The sequence below is a fragment of the Streptomyces sp. NPDC048295 genome, assembly GCF_040652135.1.
Classification (GTDB): domain Bacteria; phylum Actinomycetota; class Actinomycetes; order Streptomycetales; family Streptomycetaceae; genus Streptomyces.
The window spans coordinates 425,170-439,370 of sequence record NZ_JBEZLL010000003.1; the positions used below are offsets into that span (position 1 = coordinate 425,170).

A 14,201-nucleotide genomic window follows, 5' to 3' on the forward strand; every position below is an offset into this window, starting at 1 on the left:
AGTCCTCCGAGGTGCCGGTATCGTTGCTGACGGTCGGCCTGTTCGTAGAGTTCCCCGTATCGAGGGGCTCAGTTCTTTCGTACGACCATACAAATCAGCGTCGCTCTGCTTCACCACGCGAGAAAGGGCCCAGCCGTGGCCTCCCCGCCCCCCTCCACCGCCCCGGCACGCCTGGTCGTGCTGGTCTCCGGTTCGGGTACGAACCTTCAAGCCCTGCTCGACGCCATCGGCGACGATCCCGAGGGCTTCGGCGCGCAGATCGTCGCGGTCGGCGCCGACCGCTCCGGCATCGCGGGACTGGAACGGGCGGAGCGCGCCGGACTGCCGACCTTCGTGTGCAGGGTCAAGGACCACGCCACCCGCGAGGAGTGGGACGCCGCACTCGCGGCCGAGACGGCCGGGTACCGCCCGGACCTCGTGGTGTCCGCGGGGTTCATGAAGATCGTGGGCAAGGAGTTCCTCGCCCGGTTCGGCGGCCGGTTCATCAACACCCACCCCGCCCTGCTCCCCAGCTTTCCCGGTGCCCACGGGGTGCGTGACGCACTCGCGTACGGCGTGAGGGTCACCGGGTGCACCGTCCACTTCGTCGACGACGGCGTCGACACCGGTCCGATCATCGCGCAGGGCGTGGTCGAGGTGACCGAGGACGACACGGCGGAGGGCGAAGCCGCTCTCCACGAACGCATCAAGGAAATCGAGCGCAAGCTGCTCGTCGAGGCCGTGGGGCGGCTCGCCCGTGGCGGCTATCGCATTGAGGGACGAAAGGTTCATCTCGGTCATGTCGGTGAATAAGCCCATCCGTCGCGCCCTGGTCAGCGTCTACGACAAGACGGGGCTGGAGGACCTCGCCCGCGGTCTGCACGAGGCGGGTGTCGAGCTCGTCTCCACCGGCTCCACCGCCGGGAGGATCGCCGCCGCCGGAGTCCCGGTCACCAAGGTCGAGGAGCTCACCGGCTTCCCCGAGTGCCTCGACGGCCGCGTCAAGACGCTGCACCCGCGCGTCCACGCCGGCATCCTCGCCGACCTCCGCCTGGACGCCCACCGCGAGCAGCTCGCCGAGCTGGGCGTGGAGCCGTTCGACCTGGTGGTCGTCAACCTCTACCCGTTCAAGGAGACCGTCGCCTCCGGCGCCTCCGCCGACGAGTGCGTGGAGCAGATCGACATCGGCGGCCCGTCCATGGTCCGCGCCGCCGCCAAGAACCACCCGTCCGTGGCCGTCGTCACCAGCCCCGAGCGGTACGCCGACGTCCTCGCCGCGGTCAAGGCCGGCGGCTTCGACCTGACCGCCCGCAAGCGCCTGGCCGCCGAGGCGTTCCAGCACACCGCCGCCTACGACGTGGCCGTGGCCTCCTGGTTCGCCGACGACTACGCCGCCGCCGACGACTCGGGCTTCCCCGACTTCTTCGGTACGACGTACGAGCGCAAGAACGTCCTGCGCTACGGCGAGAACCCGCACCAGCCCGCCGCGCTCTACACCTCCGGCGCCGGCGGCCTGGCCGAGGCGGAGCAGCTGCACGGCAAGGAGATGTCGTACAACAACTACACGGACACCGACGCCGCGCGCCGGGCCGCGTACGACCACGCCGAGCCGTGCGTCGCGATCATCAAGCACGCCAACCCGTGCGGCATCGCGATCGCCGACGACGTCGCCGAGGCCCACCGCAACGCGCACGCCTGCGACCCGCTGTCGGCCTTCGGCGGTGTCATCGCCGTCAACCGTCCGGTGACCGTCGCCATGGCCGAGCAGGTCGCGGAGATCTTCACCGAGGTCATCGTCGCCCCGGCGTACGAGGACGGCGCGGTCGAGATCCTGGCCCGCAAGAAGAACATCCGCGTGCTGCGCTGCCCCGACGCCCCGACCGCCCCGGTCGAGGTCAAGCCGATCGACGGCGGTGCGCTGCTCCAGGTCACCGACCGCCTCCAGGCCGAGGGCGACGACCCGGCCAACTGGACCCTCGCCACCGGTGAGGCCCTGAGCGCGGACGAGCTGAAGGAGCTCGCCTTCGCCTGGAAGGCCTGCCGCGCGGTCAAGTCCAACGCGATCCTGCTCGCCAAGGACGGCGCCTCGGTCGGCGTCGGCATGGGCCAGGTCAACCGCGTCGACTCCGCGAAGCTCGCCGTCGAGCGGGCGGGCGAGGAGCGCGCCCGCGGTGCGTACGCCGCCTCCGACGCGTTCTTCCCGTTCCCGGACGGGCTGGAGATCCTGACCGCCGCAGGCGTCAAGGCCGTGGCCCAGCCCGGCGGTTCGGTCCGTGACGAGCTGGTCGTCGAGGCCGCGGAGAAGGCGGGCGTGACGATGTACTTCACGGGCACGCGGCACTTCTTCCACTGACGGTTCCTCAGCACGAAGGGCCGGAACTCCGCGAGGAGTTCCGGCCCTTCGTGTCGTGCGCGGTGCGTGTTACTTCTTGATCACCAGGGTGCCGGCGGCACGGTCGTGCCAGCCCTGCAGCTTCCCGGAGTTGTCGAAGAACGGCGAGAGGTAGACCAGCAGCGCGCCGATGTAGCAGAGGAACACGCCGACGATCGGGATGATCCAGCGGATGAAGCCGGCGCCGAGGCCCGGGTTCAGGCCGGTGTTCTCCTTGACGACCTTCACACCGAGGGCCATCTTGCCGAGGGTCGAGCCGAGCAGCGAGATCATCAGCCACTCGTAGAGCAGCGTGATCAGACCGAAGATGAGGACCATGCCGAGCATGGTGGCGATGATGCCGCTGCTCGCGTCGTTCACACAGGACTGGTAGCCCGGGTCCAGGGAGGAACCGCAGTCGTCGACGCTCTTGGCTATGCCCATCGCACCGGCCAGGCCGATCGCGCTGAGGATGCCGTAGAGGACACCGATGACCGCCGCGTCGATGCAGCGCGCGCCGAGGCGGCGTCCCATCGAGGCGACCTGGACGGTGCCCAGGACCGGGACGTTGATGTACCCGTTGTTGGCCTGGAGGGTGCCCGGCGCCTGCTGCGGGTAGCCGTAGCCCGGCTGACCCGGCTGCTGCGGGTAGCCGTAGCCCGGCTGGCCCTGCGGCGGCACGCCCTGCGGGGCCTGCTGCGGGTAGCCGTAACCGGGCTGGCCCTGCGGCGGCTGGTTCGGCTGCTGGCCGTAGGGGTTGTTCGGATTCGGGTTCGGGTCGCCGAAACTCATCTGGGCGTTCCTCCAACGTGCATGCGGGGACGATGCGGCCGCACGGAGGAAAGAAAGGTCAGTGGTCCGCCCCCCGGTACTACTGCGGCACTGCGGCAATAATCGTTATAAATGAAATGTAAGTTTGTCCAGTCGTGGCCCTTGCTTGTTGCGCAAGCGCAACATCGCGCCAGCGCCCACGGCGTGAATTGGTATGCGGGCGGGGTCATCCGCGAGTATGGGGACATGACTGCCCAGATTCTCGATGGCAAGGCCACCGCAGCCGCGATCAAGTCCGATCTCACCGTCCGCGTGGCGGCCCTCAAGGCGCAGGGCATCACCCCTGGCCTGGGAACCCTGCTCGTCGGGGACGACCCGGGCAGCCGGTGGTACGTGAACGGCAAGCACCGTGACTGCGCGCAGGTCGGCATCGGCTCCATCCAGCGCGAACTCCCCGACACCGCCACCCAGGAGGAGATCGAGGACGTCGTACGGGAGCTCAACGCCGACCCCGACTGCACGGGCTACATCGTGCAGCTTCCCCTCCCCAAGGGGATCGACACCAACCGCGTCCTGGAACTGATGGATCCGGCCAAGGACGCCGACGGCCTCCACCCGATGAACCTCGGCCGGCTCGTGCTGAACGAGACGGGCCCGCTGCCCTGCACCCCGCAGGGTGTCGTCCAGCTGCTCCGCCACCACGACGTGGAGATCAACGGGGCGCATGTCGTGGTCGTCGGCCGCGGTGTCACCATCGGCCGCTCCATCCCGCTGCTGCTGACCCGCAAGTCCGAGAACGCCACCGTCACCCAGTGCCACACCGGTACGCGTGACCTCTCCGCCCAGCTCAGGCAGGCCGACATCATCGTCGCCGCCGCCGGGGTGCCGCACATCATCAAGCCCGAGGACGTGAAGCCGGGCGCCGCCGTGCTCGACGTCGGCGTCAGCCGGGACGAGAACGGCAAGATCGTCGGGGACGTCCACCCGGGCGTGGCCGAGGTCGCCGCCTGGATCTCCCCGAACCCGGGCGGTGTCGGCCCGATGACCCGCGCCCAGCTGCTCGTCAACGTGGTCGAGGCGGCCGAGCGCAACGCCGCCGCCGTCTGAGCCGGCCGACCCGATCCGGAAGGAACCCCATGGGTGCTGGTACGAGTCCGGTCGACCCGGCCGCCGAGGCGGACGGCACGTCCGCGGTGCCGTCACGCGCGGACGAGGGGACATCGGGCGAGAGGCCGTCGGACGAGTCGACGGCCGGCAAGGAAACGTCGGACGGGACCGCGCCGTCACCGGACGCGGCCGCCTCCGGTGACGGCGCCGCCGGCGGGCCGGCGGCCGGTGGGAAGCGGCCGTCGCGGCGCTTCCCGTCCTTCACCCGGGACACCGCGCGCCCCGAGGGCGGCGGCCGGGCCGCGTCCGGGGACGCACCCGCCCCGGCCCGCCAGTGGCCGCTGCTCGCCGTGCTCTGCACGGCCGGGATCGGGCTGCTGATCGTGGCGGTCGACCCGTTCGCCGAGGCCTTCCGGGTCGGCACGATGCTGATCGGCTTCGCCCTCATCGGCGGCGCCGTACTGCGGCTCGTGGTGCCGTCGGTGGGCATGCTGGCGGTGCGTTCGCGCTTCACCGACCTGGTGACGTACGGGCTGCTCGGCTTTCTCATCGTGATGCTCGCGCTGGTGGCGCAGCCCAAGCCGTGGCTGGACATTCCGTTCCTGGAGCACGCGGTCCACTTCACCATCCGCTGAGCCCCGCCGGTACGGCCGGCCGTACTGCTCGGAAGCGGTGTCCGTCCCCTCCCCCGAGAAGGGACGGACACCGGTATCGGGGCCCACCGGAACGTAGACGCCCCGGAATGCGGTGACTTGAGCGGCCTTGCCCCGTCCGCAGTTCAGCCTGGTCGACGGGGTGAGGCCGGTTCAAGGGATGCCTGCGGCCTGTGGCACGGAAGTGACCATTCCGCCACTGTGTGATCGTCAGGCAACGGAGACCCGGGCCCGAGGGCGGAGCGAGGGGCGCGTGGTGGTCCGGTACGAGGTTCCGAACGCCCCCGTGCGCCCCGTACCGACAACCCCTCATCCTTCCTGCGCGCCCGCCGCGACGCCTCGTCGCACGGCGCTGGCGGACGGACTCCCGGCTTCCCCGGCGGCGGCCGAAGACGGACTGCCGTGTCCTCGTGACCGCGGCCGGTGCGCTGCTCGTGCTCGCCGTGGCGGTGCCGCTGACCGGCCCGGGGCGCCTGCGGCGGGCCGTACGGGCGCCGTCGCCGGGCTGCCGCCTCCCGGGTGACCGGGGTTCGGCCGGGTGAGCGCTGTGTGACGGGTTGTGTGCGGTGCCACAGGGGGCAGGGCGGCCGGGGTGTTCCGGGTCGGATAGCCTGACCGCTGGATATCTCTTCACATCAAGATTCAGGGATGTCCAGCACCAGGGGCCAGGAACCCCCACCGCCAGCTGTCTAACGGAGATCGCCATGACCCGCACTCCCGTGAATGTCACCGTGACCGGCGCAGCCGGCCAGATCGGCTACGCGCTGCTCTTCCGCATCGCCTCCGGCCACCTGCTCGGCCCGGACGTGCCGGTCAACCTGCGTCTCCTGGAGATCCCGCAGGGCCTGAAGGCCGCCGAGGGCACCGCGATGGAGCTCGACGACTGCGCCTTCCCGCTGCTGCGCGGCATCGAGATCACCGACGACGCCAACAAGGCGTTCGACGGCGCCAACGTCGCCCTGCTGGTCGGCGCCCGCCCGCGCACGAAGGGCATGGAGCGCGGCGACCTGCTCTCCGCCAACGGCGGCATCTTCAAGCCGCAGGGCAAGGCCATCAACGACAACGCCGCGGACGACATCAAGGTCCTCGTCGTCGGCAACCCGGCCAACACCAACGCGCTCATCGCGCAGGCCGCGGCCCCGGACGTACCGGCCGAGCGCTTCACCGCGATGACCCGCCTCGACCACAACCGCGCGATCTCGCAGCTGGCCGCCAAGACCGGCGCCGCCGTCTCCGACATCAAGAAGCTGACGATCTGGGGCAACCACTCGGCGACCCAGTACCCCGACATCTTCCACGCGGAGATCGCCGGCAAGAACGCCGCCGAGCTCGTCGACGACGAGGCCTGGCTGGCCGACACCTTCATCCCGACCGTCGCCAAGCGCGGCGCCGCGATCATCGAGGCCCGTGGCGCGTCCTCGGCCGCCTCCGCCGCCAACGCCGCCATCGACCACGTGCACACCTGGGTCAACGGCACCGCCGCGGGCGACTGGACCTCCATGGGTATCCCCTCGGACGGCTCCTACGGCGTCCCCGAGGGCATCATCTCGTCCTTCCCGGTCACCACGAAGGACGGCGTGTACGAGATCGTCCAGGGCCTGGAGATCAACGACTTCTCCCGTGCGCGCATCGACGCCTCGGTGCAGGAGCTCACCGAGGAGCGCGACGCGGTTCGCGAGCTCGGCCTGATCTGATCCGTACGCCTCTTCACGCGTACTCCGGCCGCCCCCGGCAGCACCTGCTGCCGGGGGCGGCCGCGTACCCGGGCAGCCGCGGCCGGGAACTGACCGCACCGCTTCCCGAGTCTGGGCTGTCATGCGCGTGACGATGATCCTTCCGGCCCTGACCGAGGCGACCAGCCCGCTGTTCCGGCCCATCAAGTACTCGCTCTTCCCGCCGCTCGGCCTGGCGACCCTCGCCGGGTACCTCGACCCGGACGACGAGGTGACGCTCCTCGACGAACACGTCGAACGGGTCGACATCGAGGCGCTCGACAGCCCCGACCTCCTGGTCGTCCAGCCGTACATCACCTCCGCCCGGCGCGGCTACGAGATCGCCGACCACTTCCGTGCCCGGGGCGTCCACGTCGCCATGGGCGGCCTCCATGTGACCTCGCTCCCGGACGAGGCCGCGGCACACGCCGACACGGTCTTCACCGGGCCGGGCGAGGACACCTGGCCGCTGTTCCTCAAGGAATTCCGCGACGGGGTGCCGGCCCGGCGCTACGACTCGAAGCTGCGCACCCTGGCCGGACTGCCGCCGGTGCGGCGCGACCTGATCAAGCGACAGCTGTATCTCGTACCGAACTCGATCGTCGTCTCGCGCGGCTGCCCGCACCACTGCGACTTCTGTTACAAGGACGCCTTCTTCGAGGGCGGGAAGTCCTTCTACACCCAGGCCGTGGACGAGGCGCTCGCCGAGATCGAGCGGCTGCCGGGCCGGCACCTGTACTTCCTCGACGACCATCTGCTCGGCAACCGGCGCTTCGCCGAGGCGCTCTTCGACGGGATGGCCGGAATGGGACGGCTCTGGCAGGCCGCCGGCACCGTGAAGTCCGTGCTCCAGCCGGATCTGCTGGAGCGTGCCGTGGACGCCGGACTGCGCAGCCTGTTCGTCGGCTTCGAGACCGTCAACAGCGCGAACCTCGCCGAGCGGCGCAAGGACCAGAACATCGGAAAGGACTACGCGGCCGCCGTCCGCCGGCTCCATGACGCCGGGGTCATGGTCAACGCCAGCTTCGTCTTCGGACTGGACCACGACGGCCCGGACGTCTTCGACCGCACGGTGGAGTGGGCCGTCGGGCAGGGCATCGAGACGGCCACCTTCCACATCATGACGCCGTATCCCTCCACCGGTCTGTGGAAGCAGATGGAGGCCGAGGACCGGATCGTCCACCGGGACTGGGACCTCTACGACACCCGCCACGTCGTCTACCGCCCGAAGGGCATGACGCCGGGCCGGCTGGAGGACGGGTACTGGCGGGCGTACCGCGACTTCTACAGGTGGTCCAGCATATGGCGCGGTGCGGCGGCCCAGCCGGGCACGCACGAACGGCTCAGGCACCTGGCGTACTCGGGCGGCTGGAAGAAGTTCGAGCCGGCCTGGGACGCCCTGATCCGCTCCCGCAACGTGGTGCGGGCCATGCCGATGCTGGAGCGGACCCTGGCGGCCTTCGGCGGCAGACGGGCCTGAGCGCTCAGCTCCTCCGCAGCTCGTCCGCGATCTCGCGCACGGCCGCCATGGCCCGGCGCTGCAGCCCGGGTCCGAAGGTGATCCGGGTGGCGCCCAGCTCCCCCAGCCGGCGCGGGGGCGGCCCGTCCGGCCCGGCGAAGGTGTTGAGCGGGGCCGGGACGGCGGCGGCCAGGGCGGGCAGCGCCTGGGGCGGGGCCATGATCGGGTACACGCAGTCCGCGCCCGCCGCCACGTACAGCAGTGCGCGGCGGACCGTCTCCGTCTCCAGGTCGGTGCCGTCGGGGACGCCGCGGACGTAGGTGTCGACACGGGCGTTGATGAAGAGCGCGTCGCCCGCGACCGCCCGCACCTGCGCGAGCCGGTCCGCCTGCCGCTGGGCGTCGACGAGGGCGCCGTCGGCGGAGTCCTCCAGATTGCAGCCGACGGCCCCGGTGCCGAGGAGCCGCTCGACGAGTTCCTCCGGCGCCAGCCCGTAACCCGCCTCGATGTCCGCCGAGACGGGCACGGAGGCCGGGACGGCGCGCACGATCCTGGCCACGGCCGCGAACATCTCGGCGGCGGGCGTGGCCCCGTCCTCGTAACCGAGCGAGGCCGCGCCCCCCGCGCTGGGCGTGGCGAGCGTCGGGAAGCCCGCGTCGGCGAAGACGCGCGCACTCGCCGCGTCCCACGGGCCGGGGACGACCAGCGGGTCGCCGGGGGTTCGGCCGTGGTGCAGGGCGCGGAGGACGGAAGCGGTCACGCGGGGCTCCTGTGGGGTGTCGAGCGGTGGCGTTCGGCGCGCGTACGGGCCTGCCCGGCAGACCCATGGGGCCGGCCCGTCGGGTCAGTGCTTGATGTCGCCCGACCTGTAGTGGCCGGGGACCATGCGGGTGGTCACGGCGAAGCGGTTCCAGGCGTTGATCGTCGTGATCGCGGCGACGAGATGGGCGAGCTCCGTCTCGTCGAAGTGCTTCGCTGCCTTCTCCCACACCTCGTCCGGCACGAAACCCTCGGTCAGCACCGTCACCGCCTCGGTCAGCTCGATGGCCGCGATCTCCTTGGGCGTGTAGAAGTGCTGCGACTCCTCCCAGGCGCTGAGCTGGATGATCCGCTCGACGGACTCACCGGCCGCGAGCGCGTCCTTGGTGTGCATGTCGAGGCAGAACGCGCAGTGGTTCAGCTGCGAGGCGCGGATCTTCACCAGCTCCGCCACGACCGGGTCGAGGCCCTTACGGGAGGCCCTGTCCAGCTGGACCATCGCCTTGTAGACATCGGGGGCGAGCTCGGCCCACCGCTGCAGGCGGGGGGTGTGCTCGGGGTTGAGCCCGGAGGTCGGGTGGCTGTGCTCGTTCGTCGTCATGGCTACGACGTTACGGGGCGGGTGGCGCACCGGTATGGTCCATTTACATGACAGATTCATGGGCCACTTTCGGTGCCGACCTGCATCTCGAAACGACCGGTGCGATGGGGCTCCGGGCCGGGCTCATGGACGCCCTGCGCGAGGCCGTACGGACGGGGCGGCTGGTGCCCGGCACCCGGCTGCCGTCGTCCCGCGGCCTCGCCGCCGACCTCGGCATCGCCCGGAACACCGTCGCCGACGCCTACGCGGAACTGGTCGCCGAGGGCTGGCTCACCGCCCGGCAGGGCTCGGGCACCCGGGTGGCGCAGCGGGCCGAGCCGCGCCGGCCGGCCACCAGGACCACGCGGGCGCGCGCGGCGAGCTCCAGGCCCGTCCACAACCTGCTGGGCGGCTCGCCCGACCTCTCGACCTTCCCGCGCGCCGACTGGCTCAAGGCCTCCCGGCGCGCCCTGACGGCCGCACCCAACGACGCCTTCGGCTACGGCGATCCGCGCGGGCGCATCGAGCTGCGCACCGTGCTCGCCGGCTATCTGGCACGGGTCCGCGGGGTGTATGCGGACCCGGAACGGATCATGATCTGCGCCGGTTTCGTGCAGGCGATGAAGCTGATGGGGCCGGTGCTGCGCAAGCGGCGGGTGCGGGAAGTGGCCGTCGAGTCGTACGGGCTGGACATCCACCGGAACCTGCTCTCGGACGCCGGGCTGCGGCTGCCCTGTCTGCCGGTCGACGGGCTCGGGGCGAGGACCGGCGAGCTGGCCGGGATGCGGGGCGTGGGCGCGGTCCTGATGACGCCCGCCCACCAGTTCCCCACGGGGGTGCCGCTCCACCCCGACCGGCGGGCCGCTGCCGTGGACTGGGCGCGCGGCACGGGCGGGCTGATCCTGGAGGACGACTACGACGGCGAGTTCCGTTACGACCGGCAGCCGGTCGGCGCGCTCCAGGGCCTGGACCCCGAACGCGTGGTGCACCTGGGGACGACGAGCAAGTCGCTGGCGCCCGGGCTGCGGCTGGGATGGATGGTGCTGCCGGAGTCGCTGGTGGGGGAGGTGGCCGAGGCCAAGGGGGTGAGCGACTGGTCGTCGAGCGCGCTGGACCAGCTGACGCTCGCGGAGTTCATCGGGTCGGGTGCGTACGACCGTCATGTGCGGTCGATGCGGCTGCGCTACCGGCACCGCCGTGACCAGCTCGTCGCGGCACTGGCGGAGCGGGCCCCCGACGTCCGGATCAGCGGGATGGCGGCCGGGCTGCACGCCGTGCTCGAACTGCCGGAGGGCAGCGAGGCGTCGGTGCTCCGGGCGGCGGCGTGGCAGGGGCTGGCGGTGGAGGGCATCTCGCGCTTCCGGCACCCGGACGCGGCACCGGGCCGCGACGCGCTGGTCATCGGCTACGGAACACCCACCGACAGCGCCTGGGCGGGTGCGCTGGACGCGCTCTGCCGGGTGCTGCCCTAGAACTGGGCCCTGTCCGGACCCGGGGTGTCCGCCGGGGCCTCGCCGAACCGGGCCAGGGCCAGCGCGCCCGCCACCGCGACCACGAAACCGGCGACCGCCAGCCACTCCAGGCCCTCACGGGTGCGGTCCCCGAGCCAGACGACGCCCACCAGCGCGGGGCCGATCGTCTCGCCGATCACCATGCCGGCCGTCGCCGTGGTCACCGAACCGCGCTGCAGGGCCGAGGTGAGCAGCAGGAACGCCGAACCGCCGCCCAGCAGCAGCGCGTAAGCCGCGGGGTTGGTGAGCAGCGCCGACGGGGTCACGTCGTCGATCAGCCGGACCGTGACCTCCACCACCCCGAAGCCGCAGCCCGCGCCGAGCCCCAGCACCAGCGCCCGCGGGCGCTCCGGGAGGCGCCCGGCCGCCGCGCCGATCAGCAGGACTCCGAGCGCGATCCCCAGCATCCACCAGCCCAGGGCCGCCGAACCGGCCTCGTGGCCCTCGCCGCCGGAGGAGAGCCCCAGCATGGCGAGACCGGCGCAGACGACACCGACCGCGCCCCACTCGACGGGGCTCAGCCGCACCTTCAGCAGCCGGGCGGCGACCACCGCCGTCACCGCGAGACTCGCGGCCAGCGCGGCGCCCACCGCGTAGATCGGCAGCGAACGGAGGGCGACGATCTGGAGGACGAAACCGCAGCCGTCCAGGGCGAGTCCGGCGAGGTAGCGCCACTGGCGCAGGGCGCGCAGCAGCAGCGCCGGATCGACCCCGGCGTCCGACCCCGGCTCGGCGGCGGCCCGCGCGGCGACGGCCTGGAGGACCGAGGCCGTACCGAAACAGACGGCGGCGCCGAGCGCGCAGATCATTCCCAGGAGCACAGGGGGACTCTACTTCGGGGAGGTTCGGTGCCCCGCTTCCTGCCGTACCCGGCGGCCCTTTAATCTGACGAACAGCCACACTGGCTTGATTCGTACGGCGGGGGAGACGGAAGCATGGCCACACGCAGACTGAGGTCGAGCACCGTGGTGCTCGGTGGCATGGGGGTGCTCGCGGCGATGATCACCTCCTGCGGTTCGGAGCCGGACAAGCGGTGCGTCGACCCGGTGACCCAGGACAGACTGCCGAGCTACGAGTGCAAGCGGAGCGACGGCAAGGGGTCGTACTACTACGGCGGCAGCAGCAAGAACGGCAAGGTGCAGGGCGGCAGCTTCGACAAGTCGGCCGTCGAGCGCGGCGGCTTCGGCTGCTCGGGCACCGGCGGCGGCTGACCCGCGTGGAACGCCGCACCGTACAGCCGCGCGAGGGCTGGCAGCAGACGGTGGAGGAACAGGGGATCGTCTTCCCGCTCACCCGTTACCCGGACGGATCGCTCCGCCCCTACTGGGACGAGAGCGCCTACTACGTCTTCTCGCTGTCCGAGGTCGAGGCGCTGGAGGACGTCGTCGAGGAACTGCACACCATGTGCCTGGCCGCGGCCGCGCACATCGTGGAGCGGGACCGCTTCGCCGAACTCGGCGTCACCGACCGGCGGCTGGCCTCGCTGATCGCCCAGTCCTGGCGGCGCCGTGACGAACTGCCCTCGCTCTACGGCAGGTTCGACCTGTGCTACGACGGCACCGGTCCGGCGAAGATGCTGGAGTACAACGCGGACACCCCCACCTCCCTGGTGGAGGCCGCGAGCGTCCAGTGGTTCTGGATGGAGGACCGCTTCCCGGGCGCCGACCAGTGGAACTCCCTGCACGAACGGCTCGTCGCGGCGTGGAGGCGGCAGGGCGCCCTGCTGCCGCCGGGGCCGCTGCACTTCGCGCACTCCGACGGGGACGAACTGGGCGAGGACCTGATGACGGTCGCCTATCTGCGGGAGACCGCCGCGCAGGCCGGCATCGAGACGGAGGCGCTCTCCGTCGAGCGGATCGGCTGGGACCGGCTGAGCGGGCGGTTCGTCGACGAGCGGCTCCGCTTCATCCGCAGCTGCTTCAAGCTGTACCCGTGGGAGTGGCTGGCGACCGACCGGTTCGGCCCGCAGGTGCTGGACACCCTCGACAACGGCGGCGGTACGGGGACGACCTGCTGGATCGAGCCCGCCTGGAAGATGCTGCTGTCCAACAAGGCACTGCTGGCGATCCTCTGGGAGCTCTACCCGGGCCACCCGAACCTGCTCGCCTCCTACCTCGACGGCCCCCGCGGACTCGCGGCGTCGGCCGGCTGGGCCGCCAAGCCGCTGCTCGGCCGCGAGGGGGCCGGGGTCACGATCCACGGGCCGGGAAGCCCGGCGGTGCCGCGGGACGAGCCGTGCTGCTACCAGGAACTGGCACCGCTGCCGGACTTCGACGGCAACCGTGCGGTGCTGGGCGCGTGGGTCGTCGAGGACGAGGCGGCCGGCCTCGGCATCCGTGAGTCGCACGGCCCGGTCACGGACGAGTACGCCCGCTTCCTGCCGCACGTCATCCTCTAGGGACTCCCGGGCCGGCCGCGGCTCAGGACGCCCCGCCCGCGCGCAGCCAGCCGAGCAGGTCGTCCGTCACCCGTTCCCCGGCCGCCGCCACGTCCCCGCCGATCGCGCCCAGGCCGAGCCGGTGGACGGAGACGCGGTCGCGGCCGTGGTGGCGCATGAAGAAGCCGTCGCCCCCGCTGTCGTCGCCGACCAGCACCCAGCCGGGCGCGTACCGGGCCACCTCGAAGGTCTCGTTGCGTTCCTGGACGAGGTGCGGACCGTAGACATGGACGCCGTTGCCGAGCAGCACGCCCGGCGTCGACCGCCAGAGCCGGGCGACCGCGGGATTGGGCCCGTCCCGCAGTCCGCGCAGCTGCGAGGCCCGGACGGCCAGGAAGCCGGCGAAGGACTCCGCCACCGGGTACTCGCAGCCGTCCGTGCCGTCGCGCCGGACCACCGGGTACTCCCCGCCCCCGGCCTCCCCGGCCCCGTCGAGGACGAAGCGGTACTCGTCGCCGCAGTCCGGCTCGACGGCGAAGCAGAGCCGGTCGCCGTTCAGCCGCCACCCGGCGGTGACGGCCTCGTACGGATCGTCCTCGGACCCGGCCGTGCCGTCCTCGGATCCGCCCGGCCACACCGTCGCGATGTCCGCGTCCCCGGCCCGCCCGTGGCCGTACTCGGCCAGCCACCACCGGTACGACGGCGGCAGCGGGCCGACCCGGGCCTCGGCCTCGCGGATCAGCGCCTCCGGTACGGCGGTGGCGTGCCTGCGGCCGAACCCCGGTGAATCCTCGACCAGGTCCCGCAGTTGTGTCAGGTCAGGTCTCACGGAGCGGATTCTGCCAGGGCGGCCCGCCGGGCGGGCCCGGGCCCCCCCCGGGGGCCGGCGCCGGGGGCCGGCGCCCCGCCCCGCGCGGGTCTG

At 71.9% G+C, this 14,201-nt stretch carries 15 protein-coding genes; 10 read left to right on the plus strand and 5 right to left on the minus strand.

Annotated features, from left to right (window positions below):
- Window positions 1-135 precede the first annotated feature (135 nt).
- Both purN and purH read left to right on the plus strand, forming a co-directional pair.
- On the plus strand, window positions 136-792 hold the full coding sequence (gene purN / locus AB0D53_RS06560) for a phosphoribosylglycinamide formyltransferase (protein ID WP_362440927.1): 657 nt from the start codon (window positions 136-138) through the stop codon (window positions 790-792).
- Entirely contained in the window at window positions 779-2,332 is a 1,554-nt protein-coding gene (purH, locus tag AB0D53_RS06565) for a bifunctional phosphoribosylaminoimidazolecarboxamide formyltransferase/IMP cyclohydrolase (RefSeq protein ID WP_362440930.1), read from the plus strand. Before purN ends, purH begins: the two co-directional genes overlap by 14 nt.
- Before the next feature lie 69 nt (window positions 2,333-2,401).
- Here purH and AB0D53_RS06570 read toward each other — a convergent pair whose 3' ends face one another.
- The gene (locus tag AB0D53_RS06570) at window positions 2,402-3,142 is read right to left on the minus strand and encodes an RDD family protein (protein ID WP_362440933.1); all 741 of its coding nucleotides are present in this window, start codon (window positions 3,140-3,142) and stop codon (window positions 2,402-2,404) included.
- Window positions 3,143-3,367: 225 nt separating this feature from the next.
- On the opposite strand from AB0D53_RS06570, the gene AB0D53_RS06575 reads away from it, so the two are divergent.
- From AB0D53_RS06575 to AB0D53_RS06595, 5 genes are all read left to right on the plus strand, one after another.
- Window positions 3,368-4,228: a bifunctional methylenetetrahydrofolate dehydrogenase/methenyltetrahydrofolate cyclohydrolase gene (locus AB0D53_RS06575; RefSeq protein ID WP_362440937.1), complete on the plus strand. Its 861-nt coding sequence runs from the start codon at window positions 3,368-3,370 to the stop codon at window positions 4,226-4,228.
- A 29-nt stretch (window positions 4,229-4,257) separates the two neighbouring features.
- Window positions 4,258-4,863: a DUF3017 domain-containing protein gene (locus AB0D53_RS06580; protein ID WP_362440940.1), complete on the plus strand. Its 606-nt coding sequence runs from the start codon at window positions 4,258-4,260 to the stop codon at window positions 4,861-4,863.
- A gap of 428 nt (window positions 4,864-5,291) precedes the next feature.
- A complete protein-coding gene (locus AB0D53_RS06585; protein WP_362440943.1) occupies window positions 5,292-5,423 on the plus strand; it encodes a hypothetical protein in 132 nt (43 codons plus the stop codon).
- Window positions 5,424-5,585: 162 nt separating this feature from the next.
- Window positions 5,586-6,575: a malate dehydrogenase gene (locus AB0D53_RS06590; RefSeq protein ID WP_362440946.1), complete on the plus strand. Its 990-nt coding sequence runs from the start codon at window positions 5,586-5,588 to the stop codon at window positions 6,573-6,575.
- 121 nt (window positions 6,576-6,696) lie between these two features.
- Window positions 6,697-8,073: a radical SAM protein gene (locus tag AB0D53_RS06595; protein WP_362440949.1), complete on the plus strand. Its 1,377-nt coding sequence runs from the start codon at window positions 6,697-6,699 to the stop codon at window positions 8,071-8,073.
- Window positions 8,074-8,077: 4 nt separating this feature from the next.
- On the opposite strand, the gene AB0D53_RS06600 is transcribed toward AB0D53_RS06595, so the two are convergent.
- Both AB0D53_RS06600 and AB0D53_RS06605 read right to left on the minus strand, forming a co-directional pair.
- Window positions 8,078-8,812, minus strand: coding sequence for an isocitrate lyase/phosphoenolpyruvate mutase family protein (locus AB0D53_RS06600; protein ID WP_362440952.1), 735 nt, complete (start codon window positions 8,810-8,812; stop codon window positions 8,078-8,080).
- A gap of 84 nt (window positions 8,813-8,896) precedes the next feature.
- Window positions 8,897-9,412, minus strand: a complete 516-nt coding sequence (locus tag AB0D53_RS06605) for a carboxymuconolactone decarboxylase family protein (RefSeq protein WP_362440954.1) — start codon at window positions 9,410-9,412, stop codon at window positions 8,897-8,899.
- 47 nt (window positions 9,413-9,459) lie between these two features.
- On the opposite strand from AB0D53_RS06605, the gene AB0D53_RS06610 reads away from it, so the two are divergent.
- A complete protein-coding gene (locus tag AB0D53_RS06610; RefSeq protein ID WP_362440957.1) occupies window positions 9,460-10,863 on the plus strand; it encodes a PLP-dependent aminotransferase family protein in 1,404 nt (467 codons plus the stop codon).
- On the opposite strand, the gene AB0D53_RS06615 is transcribed toward AB0D53_RS06610, so the two are convergent.
- Entirely contained in the window at window positions 10,860-11,711 is an 852-nt protein-coding gene (locus AB0D53_RS06615) for a hypothetical protein (RefSeq protein ID WP_362441064.1), read from the minus strand. The genes AB0D53_RS06610 and AB0D53_RS06615 overlap by 4 nt on opposite strands.
- Window positions 11,712-11,837: 126 nt before the next feature.
- Here AB0D53_RS06615 and AB0D53_RS06620 point away from each other — a divergent pair, with 126 nt between their 5' ends.
- Window positions 11,838-12,113 (plus strand): hypothetical protein, encoded by a 276-nt coding sequence (locus tag AB0D53_RS06620; protein ID WP_362440960.1) that lies wholly within the window; start codon window positions 11,838-11,840, stop codon window positions 12,111-12,113.
- A gap of 5 nt (window positions 12,114-12,118) precedes the next feature.
- Complete coding sequence (locus AB0D53_RS06625; protein ID WP_362440963.1) at window positions 12,119-13,300, plus strand: glutathionylspermidine synthase family protein; 1,182 nt, start codon at window positions 12,119-12,121, stop codon at window positions 13,298-13,300.
- Window positions 13,301-13,322: 22 nt separating this feature from the next.
- Here AB0D53_RS06625 and AB0D53_RS06630 read toward each other — a convergent pair whose 3' ends face one another.
- Window positions 13,323-14,108, minus strand: coding sequence for an SMI1/KNR4 family protein (locus AB0D53_RS06630; protein ID WP_362440966.1), 786 nt, complete (start codon window positions 14,106-14,108; stop codon window positions 13,323-13,325).
- Window positions 14,109-14,201: the final 93 nt, after the last annotated feature.

What these genes read in the sequence shown, in the direction of transcription:
- AB0D53_RS06590 (WP_362440946.1), top strand. Translation starts at nt 5,586, where the DNA reads ATGACCCGCACTCCCGTGAATGTCACCGTGACCGGCGCAGCCGGCCAG.
- AB0D53_RS06595 (WP_362440949.1), top strand. Translation starts at nt 6,697, where the DNA reads ATGCGCGTGACGATGATCCTTCCGGCCCTGACCGAGGCGACCAGCCCG.
- AB0D53_RS06620 (WP_362440960.1), top strand. Translation starts at nt 11,838, where the DNA reads ATGGCCACACGCAGACTGAGGTCGAGCACCGTGGTGCTCGGTGGCATG.
- AB0D53_RS06605 (WP_362440954.1), bottom strand. Translation starts at nt 9,412, where the DNA reads ATGACGACGAACGAGCACAGCCACCCGACCTCCGGGCTCAACCCCGAG.
- purH (WP_362440930.1), top strand. Translation starts at nt 779, where the DNA reads ATGTCGGTGAATAAGCCCATCCGTCGCGCCCTGGTCAGCGTCTACGAC.
- AB0D53_RS06570 (WP_362440933.1), bottom strand. Translation starts at nt 3,142, where the DNA reads ATGAGTTTCGGCGACCCGAACCCGAATCCGAACAACCCCTACGGCCAG.
- AB0D53_RS06610 (WP_362440957.1), top strand. Translation starts at nt 9,460, where the DNA reads ATGACAGATTCATGGGCCACTTTCGGTGCCGACCTGCATCTCGAAACG.
- AB0D53_RS06615 (WP_362441064.1), bottom strand. Translation starts at nt 11,711, where the DNA reads ATGATCTGCGCGCTCGGCGCCGCCGTCTGTTTCGGTACGGCCTCGGTC.
- AB0D53_RS06575 (WP_362440937.1), top strand. Translation starts at nt 3,368, where the DNA reads ATGACTGCCCAGATTCTCGATGGCAAGGCCACCGCAGCCGCGATCAAG.
- AB0D53_RS06580 (WP_362440940.1), top strand. Translation starts at nt 4,258, where the DNA reads ATGGGTGCTGGTACGAGTCCGGTCGACCCGGCCGCCGAGGCGGACGGC.